Source organism: Nocardia sp. NPDC056564 (assembly GCF_042793755.1).
Classification (GTDB): Bacteria; Actinomycetota; Actinomycetes; order Mycobacteriales; family Mycobacteriaceae; genus Nocardia.
On record NZ_JBHTUR010000044.1, the window covers coordinates 1 to 8,607 of the forward strand.

Here is an 8,607-nt window from a genome sequence, read left to right on the forward strand (position 1 = left end):
GAACCTCTCCTGCGGGGAGTACCTAAACACGGGCGACGTTGTTTCTCCCGACGACCGATATTCGGACACACCAATTGGCCACCCGCGGTTAACCATCGACCGGCGGCGGCGCGTCACTGTTGTTCACCGAATCCGAAGTCTCGTCTCGGCCGCCCAACACGACCCGCCTGGGGCATACGTCGACGACGTGTGCCCCAGGCCGGTCGCACCCCGATCGTGCCCGTGGTCCAGTAGGCGGAGATCTGAGTCAGCAGCTATTCAGGAGTGAAAGCGCTTTCTTCGGAACAGGATTCGAACTTCTCGGTAATCCATTCTGCGAGATCGCTGACGAGTCGTGCGGGAGCCATGAGCGTTCGCGTGTCTGGTGCACCGCAAAATTCGGTTCAGGTGTTGCGCCGCAAGGCTTTCCGCGACACCGTCGCCAACGTTGCCGACGGACCACGTGTGTCGCGAGGGGCAGAGCGTCCGCGGCGATCTTCGCGGCCCTATGCCGTCAACTCGCCGTGACCGTGACCTTGACCTCCCAGGGCAAAAGCGTTGTGGGGCAGGCCTTATCCGAGCTGGGCCGGCAGTTTCGTTGCGCGGTGAGGGTGACAGTGCCCGGCTGATTCGCCTCGAAAACCGCTGACGCTCCGCCGCTGGGAGTTGTGGAACCTTGGGAGCGGGCCAGGATCGTCGCATCACTGGATACCGGAACTCCCCAGCTGTAGCTGAGTCCGTGATCGCGGGAGGCAGTGAGTCGCACCTCGACAGTGCCGCCGACCTCGATCGTCGGCGACCGTCCGTCATCGACATTGGTGAGGATACTGCGCCCGGCCGACGCCGGGCCCGCAGCGTGGGTGATAACAGCGGCCAACGCCAGCCCCACACTCCAGGTCGCGGCAAACCGCTTGGTTCCCTGCACGATTCCTCCTTGGCGATCCCGTCGGAAGCTTCCGCGAGCAGAGTAGTCGCGCGGCCTCGACAACGGGGCTTGGCGGACTGACGGCGTGTCGCGCGCGAATCAGCCCCCTCGTTACGCCAGTCCACCCAGGACCAGGACATGCCCGGTCCGGGAGGCGGCATACCTGATTCAGCAACGCCGGTCGCGCGATACCGCGACAGGGCCAGCCGACCCTCGTCGTCGTAGGTGAAATCATCGAGCCGGATGGCCGACTTATCCGGGTAGTAGGTGTAATGCGCCTGTTCTTCGGGGCCGTGCCCACCGTGGGTCAAGAACGTCTCGTAGTGCTGTCCCGCAATCGACGCGGCCCGGCGCTCCACCCCATATCCGGCCGGTGTCGTCCTGCCCGTACCAGCAGGTGGCGCCCTCGTTGCTGATCAGACGTTCGCCGACCTGTCGGGCATCGGCCCATCGTGCCAGGCCACCCGTCTCTCCGATCTCCGTGCGCGCTCGATCATTCCGGGCACGAATGTCCCTTCAGCAGCGACATGTCGTCGGCCTGGATTCTCTTGGGACTCATGGGCGGTGGGCCGTTGAAGGCGAGTTCGAACCATCTCCGCACATCGTCTTTTGTCGGCGTTCGTCTCGAATCAAGCTCTCACGCAGAAGTTTTGGGCAATCAGCACCGGTGGCGGAGATGACAGGCGCCAGATCCTCGACTCGATGCGGGTAGCCACGAGACCGGCAAGCCTTGGTGATCAACGCACGGCGGGTTCGGGCGGAGCCGTCCGTGTCGCAAGCCGGCGAACAGCGATCAGGCAGATCGCGAGCCAGAGTCCGCCGATCAACCAGCCCGCGAGGATGTCGGTGGGCCAGTGCACGCCCAGATACAGCCGCGACCAGCCGATGGCTACGACGAGAACGGCGGCGGCGAGCGGCAGCGCCACGCGCAGCGCGGAGGCGCGCACGTGAGTGAACGCGATGGCGACCACCACGCCGAGGACGACGATCGATCCCAGGCTGTGTCCCGACGGGAAGGACTGATTGGTTTCGTTGACCAGGTGGTCGGCCGCCGGTGGTCGCGCACGGCCCACCAGATGCTTTCCCGCGGTAACCAGCACACCCGCCCCGGCGGTGGCGATGGCCACCGTGACAGCGTCGGGCCAGAATCTCCGCCACAGCAGAATCGCGCACGCCACGGCCGCGAGGGCCAGCATGGAGATCGTCTCGCCGGCATCGCTGAGCACACGGGCGATCGCGGTCAGGTCGGTGGCCCGGTGCGCGATTACCCAGCCCAGCCAACCCGGATCAATACGGGTGAGACCGTCGTGATCGACGACATTATCGGTCAGCTCACTCACCGCCCCGACCCACACCACCAGCACAATCACTGCCGCAACCAACGACGCCCTCGGCCTCGGCGCAACCATTCGCATAACGTCGACGATGCCACGAGCGAACGACGCTGTCCCTGGGAGTTCGCTGGGAACTCCTACCGCGGCCACTCCCTCCCATTGCAACCATGGCCGTCGAAACCAGTGTGTCGTTCGGTTCTGCCGTGGGCGTCGACTACCGACTGTCACGCTGTGTCGGTCGGGCAGCCTGAACTGCTGCTGGCACTTCCTGGAGATAGAGCCGAAACCCCTCTGCTTCCGCCTCGAATCCCAGCGAAGTGTAGAGCCGATGCGCGCCGTCGCAGGCGTGGCGTTTGTGGGACAGCAGCTGCACCTTGTTGCATCCGGCTGTGCGCGAATCATCGAGAAGCTGTCGCAAGATCGCGGTGGCTATCCCCTGCCGGCGATGCTTGTCAGCCACCACGACGGCCTCGATGAATGCGGTTGGCGCACAGCGATAGGTGATATTCGGCATGATCATCAGGGTCGCCGTCCCTACGACCTCATCGTCGATCTGGGCAAGGTAGACCGTGAGATCTTCCGACCGTTGCATACGGGACCAGGTGCGCTGTTGAAGATCGGTGGCAGCCTTGGCCGATACAGCTGGGGATGCGGTCTGATCGTGGATTGCCAAGACTGCCATAAGATCTCCGGGACCGGCGGTCCGAATCACAAGGTTCCCCATGTGAGTGAGTATCACGCAGCCTTAAGTTCATCACGGATCGAGTAGACCGGCAGTCGCATCAATCAACAGATGCCCGTGGCGCGCTGACCATTGGGTCAGCACTTCCCGTACCGATCCACCAGCAGCTGCTCGGCCTGGCTGGGCGGGCGGTCGCGAGATTGGCAGTCGCCGATGATGATGCGCAGACCCTGGTCCGGTTCATCGCCACCGAAGCGGTCGGTGGTAGCCAGGTAGTCGACGGCGGGCGGACCTAATTCCGCGACAATGGGGATGTGCTTCTCGGCCAGGAGTTTCGCGTCGTCGAACGTCGACGAACGGAGTAGCTCGCCGACATACGGCTTCGTCGGATACGAACGTTCCTCGGGCCGCGCCACCATATGCACGCTGTGCGGCGGTGCCTGATCCTCGTTGAGTCGTTGCCATACCGAGAATTCGAGCTCGGTCGGATAACGGTTGTCCATGCGCAGAAATCCGCTCCCGCGACCCCACGCTCCGATCTCCCAATCAGCCCCCGCCAGCTCAGGGAACTCCCGCATCAAACGCGTATATGCCTGGCTGACCGCACGGAAGTCGTTCTCGTTCAGCGGCTTCAATGAAATGTCACCGATGCCCTCATAACCTTTGATGACGAGGTCACCCGGACCGAACCCATCACAGCAGTAGGAGGTCCACTTGTAGATCCATGCCACCTCGTCCTCGGGGAAGGCATGGCTCAGGGTATGCCACTGGACGGCGCGTTCCGATGCAGTAGCCAGCCCATCTTTCCCGCTTTTGAATGAGCTGCTCAACTCACCCCAACGGATTTCGATATCTATCCGCCGCCGCTGCTGTAAGCCTGGTGCGGCCGCTATCTTGTCGCGGAAGGCCTCGACAACCGCCTTGGTCTCCTCGGCTGACGCATTCTCGGTCAGGACGACCACCGTCGAGAAGTGTCTGTCGAAATTGGTCGAAACCTGGTGAACGCCAGGCAATCGGCCGAGCGCGGCTGCGAGGTCCCTCGACTCCTCGGTTCCGCGGACGCAGGAGCAGACGAAGACCCCGACCAGAAGAACCGCAGCGCGCCCGAACCACGGCCGACCCCGACGTCTCACACGGCACAGCATCGCCGCACAGACCAGGTATAGGTTGCGCATCCGGTGACGATAGCGGGACCGCGATGAACTTACATGCCCCCAATTCGCCGTCCATGGGACGCCCGCGAGCGAGGCTGCCCGGCACCGCTGTTCGATCGGGGGGTCGCACGCGCGTTGAGCCAGCGGCACAGGCGTCGAAAGCCCGACAAGCGCATCAGGAGGACGTTGACCCGCCAGCGCCGGTAGGCGGATTCGCCGGTCAGATCTCCTCGGTGTCCAGCCCTTCAGGACTCGTCCGATGCAAGACGAGCAGTTGTCCTGGACTGTCGATCGCCGTCAGCAGCTCGAAGTCGAGCCGGATTTCGCCGAGGTCGTTGTGCCGGAACAGTTTTTGCTTGTGTTCGCGTACATCGATCTCGTGGGTGTTCCACAGCCGGCTGAATTCCGGGCTCCGCTCGGACATCTCCGCGATCAGCGCGGCGATATCCGGATAGTTATCCAGGTCAGGGCCGAGATTCCGGCGAATTCCACCCACCAGGAAGCGCGCGAATGCCTCCCAGTCGCCCCACTTCCGCCGCGCCAGCGGGTCCAGGAACAGCATGCGCAGCATGTTGTCCGAGATCTCGAAGCACTCGAGGATCTCCTGCGCGTGCCGATTGCTCGCCAGAATGTCGCCGCGATGATTGACCACATAGGCGGGGCCCAATTCCCACGAGCGCGTGACCAGCCGCAGGAATTCGTTGGGCACGGTGTCGGCGAAGGTCCGCGACGGCCCGGATGGGGCGACCAGACCGCGCAGATAACCCGCCTCGGCACTCGACAGTTCGAGCGCTGCGGCGAGGGCGTCGAGCACCTGCGGAGACGGATGGCGTTCCCGGCCCTGTTCCAGCCGGGTGTAGTAATCGGTGCTGACCGCGGCCCGCGCGGCCACCTCCTCCCGGCGCAGCCCCGGCGTCCGCCGCCGCTGGTGCGCGGATCCGTTCTGCGCGGGGGCCGCTTCACGACGAGCGCGGAGGAACTCTCCCAACCTGTTCGCGGCCACCTGGCCATGGTAGGGCGCGCCGCTCACATCCTGGGTGACATACACCCTGGCTAGCGCGCCGGGCGCGGGGTGAGCCTGGAATCGGCGCCAGAAAATACGGGCGCACGTGCGAGATTCGGAGAAGGGGCACCATGAGCGAGGTCAAGGTCGCGATCGTAGGGGCCGGAATCGGCGGGCTGACTGCGGGTATCGCGCTACACCGGCACGGCGTGGACGTGACGATCTACGAAAAAGCGAGCGAGCTAAGGGAATTGGGCGCGGGCGTGGCCATCGGCGCGAACGGCGCGCGCGTCTACGAGGGGCTGGGCCTGCTGGACTCGATCGCCTCGATCGCCGGAAAGCTCTCGAACGTGACGATGCAGAACTGGCAGGGCGAGCCGATCCCCGGCTACCGACCGCCGTATCCGGTGGAGCGCACATTCCCGCTGCACCGGGCGGAATTCCAGAACCTGCTCGTCTCCGCACTGCCGTCCGGCACGGTGCGCCTGGGACACCAGTGCGTGGGCGCGGTCGAAGACCCCGATGGGGTGCGGCTCGACTTCGCCGACGGCGCACACGCGCGAGCGGACGTGCTGGTCGGCGCCGACGGCATCCACTCGGCCGTCCAGCCGCTGGTGGGCCCGAAATCCGTGCCGGTCAGCGAGGGAATCATGGCCTATCGCGGCCTGATACCCACCGATCGCGTGGCCGGAATCACCGACCCCGATGTCATGGCGATGTGGGTCGGGCCGAATCAGAGTTTCCTGGTGTATCCGGTCTCCGCCGGTGCGCTGCTGAACCTCGTCGCGTTCGTCCCCACGGACCTGGACGTCGAGGAGTCCTGGAGCGCTCCGGGCAAGGTCAGCGCGCTGGCGGCCGCCTTCGACACCTGGGACACGCCGGTGCGCGACCTCATCGGAACCATGGAGAACACCTTCCGCTGGGGCATCTACGACCGCGCTCCCATGCCGACCTGGTCGACCGACCGGATCACCCTGCTGGGTGACGCGGCCCATGCGGTCACCCCGCACCTGGGCCAGGGCGCCAACCAGGCCGTCGAGGACGCCATCACCCTGGCCATACTCCTGCGCGACGCCCGCCCCGCCGACATCCCCGCCCGTCTGCGCCGCTACCAGAACCTGCGCATCGACCGCGGCCGCCGGGTCCGCGAGGGTGCCCGTGCGGCTGGCTCGCTGTACCGTTCGACCGATGTTCCCCCCGACCAGCAGGGCGAGCGAATCGTAGCCATCTACGACAGCCTGGAACTCGACACCTACGACCCCGAGCACATCGCCGCCGCGGCCCGGTAACCCCGTAGCGTGATGTCCGGTCGCCCCGAGGCGATGGCATATTCAACAAGACTGTGCGCATACGGATTCGATGCGGGAAGGGTGATAGAGGATGTGCGATTCCGAAGGTCGGGTCGTTCAGGAGTTCGCTGTGGTCGACGCGGCGGCCGGTCCGTACGGAATCACCACCGGTACCGACGGCGCGCTCTGGCTCACGTTGGTCCATAGCGGCGAGATCGCGCGCCTGACCGTGGATGGTGCGCTGCACCGATATTCGGCGGGGTCGGCCGAGTGCCGACCGTCCATCATCGCCGCGGGCACGGACGATGCGTTGTGGTTCACCCGATCCGGAGACGACCACATCGGGCGTGTCACCATGGACGGCATCGTGACCGCGTTCGAATTACCTTCGGGCAGTGGCCCTTATGGGATCTGCCACGGTCCGGACGGGGCCATGTGGTTCACCGAGATGAACACCGGCCGGGTCGGCCGCATCACTGCTGACGGGCAGATCACCCATTTCGAGATACCTGTGCGGGTTGCGTTTCCCGCCATGATCACTCGTGGGCCGGATGACGCGCTGTGGTTCGCCCTCAACCAGGCCAACGCCATCGCACGCCTCGACACCGACGGCAACACCACCCTCTACCCGCTTCCCGACCAAGGCGCACCGGTTGGTATCACCAGCGGCCCGGACGCCGTGTGGTTCGTCGACATCGCCGCAGGCCGAATCGGCAGTGTCGACCCCGATGGCACGATGCGGATGTTCCCGTTGCCGGACCCGACGGCGAAACCGCACGCCATCACCGCGCTCGCCTCCGGCGACTGCTGGTTCACCGAATGGGGAGCAAACCGGCTCGGCCGGATCAGCACCGACGGCACCATCACCGAATATGACCTGCCCACAACGGCATCCGAACCCCACGGCATCACGTTCGGCCCCGACGGCGCGGTGTGGGCGGCGTTGGAAACCGGAGCGGTGGCCCGAATCGCCTTGTAGGACAGACGGTGCGCCGCCGATACCCTTTATTGCGACGGCCGATCACTCGCGCCGATGTCGTTGCGGCGCTTGCGGCCGGCGGTGATATCGACACCACCTGTGCCATCATCGGCGGGATTCTCGGTGCCCGCGCAACCTCCGACCGCATACCGCCCGACTGGCTCGCATGCTGCGAACCCTGCGTCATCCGCTGATGGCCGAACGGGGTGCGTAGCCGCCGATTCTCAGATCCGATAGAGAATTCCGATTTCGTCGGCGACGAACGTCGAGCCGCGGTTGCGGGCAACCCACATTTGGCCGAGGTTGAGATTGCCCATGTGCACGAGACCGGCCTTCTCACCGTACGCGGCGGCGAAACTCGGGACCTCGAGCTGCATACCCGTCAATTTCAGGTCGCCCTTGGGGTGCTTGCCGATATAGGGCCAGCCGACGGCGGTGATCAGGATCCGCCCCTTCGGGTTCAGGATCTTTCGGGAGTTCGCCAGCGCCGCCATCAGCAGCTGCTGATTGGTGGTGCTCGACTCCAGATACGACGACATGCCGGGATCCCGACTGCTGCCGTATGTCCCGGTGTGCGGATTGCGGAAGATGATCAGATCGAAGCTCCCGATGGAGTAGTGGCCGGTAGCGTCCGTTTCGAAGCCGACCGCGATACCGGCTTCTCCGAGTGCCTTGACATTGGTGTCGAACACTTCGCCGTACACCCTGTGCAGTTCGCTCTCGCTGCGTAGCTCGGTGGCCAGTACATCGTCACTGGGCTTCTCGTGCTCCGCATCGACCGGCTGGAAGGCCCCGTACCCCAGCTCCTTCTTGATGAAGGACAGGGATTCGATCACATTGGAGAAGTCGCCGCAGCCGTAGAGAAGGATGCGCATGGTGGTTCACCCGCAATTCTGCATATCGTGCACGCTCCGGCACCGCGCCGGAAACCGCCCGCTAATTGTAGAAATGAATCATGTTGTGCCGCAGAGAATTCGATGCCACAGAGCATAACGTCCAGTCGGAATGTCGACACCACGATTCGACCCCGTATGCTCCCGCATGCCTGGCGTTCGGAACCGGGCCGCGGGGTGACCGAGTCTCATCATGCTGGTGTCGGTGACACTGGGCTCTGCCGTGGGTCTCCTTGATCGCGTTACCTGATATTCGTTTCGGCGCGCTGGTTCGGTGAACAGACGGTGTACTGATGTGTCGGGTGTGGCCGCGTGCTGCGCCGGTCCGGAAAGACCCTGCTAGAAACTCACTGCGACGCAATGGAGTTG

General features: G+C 64.7%; 9 protein-coding genes. 3 read left to right on the forward strand and 6 right to left on the reverse strand.

Annotated features, from left to right (window positions below):
* Positions 1–493: 493 nt before the first annotated feature.
* The 5 genes from ACFQ9K_RS45330 to ACFQ9K_RS45350 form a co-directional block, all read right to left on the reverse strand.
* Positions 494–904, reverse strand: coding sequence for a hypothetical protein (locus ACFQ9K_RS45330; protein ID WP_378713262.1), 411 nt, complete (start codon positions 902–904; stop codon positions 494–496).
* 737 nt (positions 905–1,641) lie between these two features.
* Complete coding sequence (locus ACFQ9K_RS45335; protein WP_378713260.1) at positions 1,642–2,274, reverse strand: phosphatase PAP2 family protein; 633 nt, start codon at positions 2,272–2,274, stop codon at positions 1,642–1,644.
* Positions 2,275–2,452: 178 nt separating this feature from the next.
* The gene (locus ACFQ9K_RS45340) at positions 2,453–2,962 is read right to left on the reverse strand and encodes a GNAT family N-acetyltransferase (protein WP_378713258.1); all 510 of its coding nucleotides are present in this window, start codon (positions 2,960–2,962) and stop codon (positions 2,453–2,455) included.
* Between the two features lie 95 nt (positions 2,963–3,057).
* Complete coding sequence (locus ACFQ9K_RS45345; protein ID WP_378713256.1) at positions 3,058–3,882, reverse strand: hypothetical protein; 825 nt, start codon at positions 3,880–3,882, stop codon at positions 3,058–3,060.
* A gap of 412 nt (positions 3,883–4,294) precedes the next feature.
* A complete protein-coding gene (locus tag ACFQ9K_RS45350) occupies positions 4,295–5,077 on the reverse strand; it encodes a helix-turn-helix transcriptional regulator (RefSeq protein ID WP_378713254.1) in 783 nt (260 codons plus the stop codon).
* Between the two features lie 131 nt (positions 5,078–5,208).
* Between ACFQ9K_RS45350 and ACFQ9K_RS45355 the strand changes: the two genes are divergently transcribed.
* From ACFQ9K_RS45355 to ACFQ9K_RS45365, 3 genes are all read left to right on the forward strand, one after another.
* Positions 5,209–6,366, forward strand: coding sequence for an FAD-dependent monooxygenase (locus tag ACFQ9K_RS45355; protein ID WP_378713252.1), 1,158 nt, complete (start codon positions 5,209–5,211; stop codon positions 6,364–6,366).
* A 91-nt stretch (positions 6,367–6,457) separates the two neighbouring features.
* Positions 6,458–7,345 (forward strand): virginiamycin B lyase, encoded by an 888-nt coding sequence (locus ACFQ9K_RS45360; RefSeq protein ID WP_378713250.1) that lies wholly within the window; start codon positions 6,458–6,460, stop codon positions 7,343–7,345.
* Between the two features lie 8 nt (positions 7,346–7,353).
* Positions 7,354–7,539, forward strand: a complete 186-nt coding sequence (locus ACFQ9K_RS45365) for an ADP-ribosylglycohydrolase family protein (RefSeq protein WP_378984592.1) — start codon at positions 7,354–7,356, stop codon at positions 7,537–7,539.
* 30 nt (positions 7,540–7,569) lie between these two features.
* Here ACFQ9K_RS45365 and ACFQ9K_RS45370 read toward each other — a convergent pair whose 3' ends face one another.
* Positions 7,570–8,220 carry a Rossmann-like fold-containing protein gene (locus ACFQ9K_RS45370; RefSeq protein ID WP_378713245.1) on the reverse strand — a complete coding sequence of 217 codons (651 nt, stop codon included), beginning with the start codon at positions 8,218–8,220 and terminating at the stop codon, positions 7,570–7,572.
* Between the last annotated feature and the right edge of the window lie 387 nt (positions 8,221–8,607).